General features: G+C 43.8%; 1 protein-coding gene. It reads right to left on the bottom strand.

Going from position 1 to position 1,930, the window contains the following annotated elements; genetic code table 11:
* Window positions 1-262: 262 nt before the first annotated feature.
* Window positions 263-1,828: a sulfatase-like hydrolase/transferase gene (locus tag WBA23_RS11805; protein ID WP_424582481.1), complete on the bottom strand. Its 1,566-nt coding sequence runs from the start codon at window positions 1,826-1,828 to the stop codon at window positions 263-265.
* Window positions 1,829-1,930 lie beyond the last annotated feature (102 nt).

A 1,930-nucleotide genomic window follows, 5' to 3' on the forward strand; every position in this document is an offset into this window, starting at 1 on the left:
CAATTTAGAACTTCCGCACCAAATTTCGCAGATCAGCAGCAAACGCAGTATTTGGTTTTCGTTATTGACATTCAAAATCTTCGTTTGAGAACCGAAAAAACATAAATGCCTATTTTTCGTGCAGAAATCCCAAAATTTTCAAGTGCTCTGCGGCAAACTCTCAAGAAAGAATTAATTAAATTAGGTGAGACAACTTCTTTTTCTCGAAAAAATTAGAACTCTTAATACAGTTCACTGATGTGACTTTAATAGTGGATACAGCTCAGCGCTCTACTTGGGATATTTTCTGCTTGATTGCGGTAGCGGTTTTTATCCGTTCAGCATTTACCTCTTGATACATATTGATTAGCTTTTGCTTCAACGATGCAAATAGGTCACTTTCTACTTCAGACAGCTCCTGCTGCTCTTTAGGATCGTTTACTATATCGTACAAAGTATATTGGGTTGGCAGCGTAAATTCTTCGGTCTGAAATCCTCTTAAAACGTAATTGCCTGCTCGGATTGCAACTGCCGGACTCGGTTTATCTACTTGCTGGCTACCATCCAGCCGACGGTTATACCCCTCACCTACTGTAACAAACTCTCGAGGATCTTCAAACTGCCAGTACAGTGGCCTTTCTCGTTCAATGGATTTCCTACTAATTAGATGGCTTAAAATACTAACTCCATCTAGTGCTCGACCAGCGGGTTGGGGTTGCCCTACCAACGCGCAGAGTGTTGGTAAAATATCCAACGTGCTGTTCGGAGCATCCGAGATTCCGGGAGCGATTTTACCCGGCCAGCGAACTAAACCGGGCACCCGGATTCCTCCTTCGTAAAGCTGATACTTCTGCCCTACTAAAGGATAGGAAGTTCCGTAACAGTAATAAGTAGCCTCCCACTTCTTCAGTACATCGGGACCATTGTCGCTAGAAAAGAATAGAAGAGTATTATCGGTAAGACCTAGTGAATCTAAATTGTTAAGCAGCCTGCCAATGGCGGCATCCAGATGGGTGATATTGGCATAGTATGCATCTTTCCGAGCATCGCCCGTATTATATCTATTTACGTATTCATCCGCCGCAGCTACTCGGATATGCACCGCATCGTACGGCAAATACAGGAAGAACAGACAGGAAGTATCTCGCTGTTTCTCCAGCCAACTCGTTGCGGCTTCGGTAATAATATCGCTAGTGTAGCCTTTGATGGGCCCGAGAGGTTTACCATTTACACTGAAGAAGTCGCCCGGATGCTTTTGGGTGTTTGTTTTTAGTAGTCGGGTGAAGTGGGGATTCTCCTTACTGACCATACCTGCCTCAAAACCTTGTTGTTTAGGAAAAGAACCCGTCCAACCATTCCAACTCTTTGGATCTTCCCAATCAGCTCCGTTCAAGTGCCACTTGCCGAAAATAGCCGTTTGATAACCCGCTGACTGTAGTACTTCAGCTATAGTAACCTCTCGACCGGGTAGAAAAATAAGATCATCATCCCGATTGTCACGAATGTATAAATTGATATTATGGCGCGTTGGGGTTCTACCGGTGAGCAGACCGGCTCGGGAAGGAGAACATACCGGTGAAGCTGCGTAGTGATGTCGTAAAACGAGGCTTTCCCCAGCGAGCTTGGCTAGATTTGGCGTCCGCACGTAGGGGTTACGAAATTCTTCGCCTTCGGGTAAGTTAAAATTCACATCTCCGTACCCCAGATCATCCACCAGAATGAAAATGACATTAGGATGTAATTGGTCAGCATTCTGAGCCGAAAGTAGATGAGTGTTGGAGAGTATGAGTATAATCCAACCTACCAATAGTCTAGTTATATGTGCTAAGCAGGTAGTCGTATTAATCATAATGAAGCTGTTCAAGCCAGTAAATTGCAATATATTAACTGCCCCGCACTTTTGTTTAACTGCCTAACTATTCATTATAGCTTTTATTAAGTAGCATAGGTA

Source organism: Tunicatimonas sp., from assembly GCF_049647865.1.
Taxonomy (GTDB): Bacteria; Bacteroidota; Bacteroidia; order Cytophagales; family Cyclobacteriaceae; genus Tunicatimonas.

Excerpts from the sequence above, each read along its gene's own strand:
- WBA23_RS11805 (WP_424582481.1), bottom strand. The coding sequence starts at position 1,828 with ATGATTAATACGACTACCTGCTTAGCACATATAACTAGACTATTGGTA.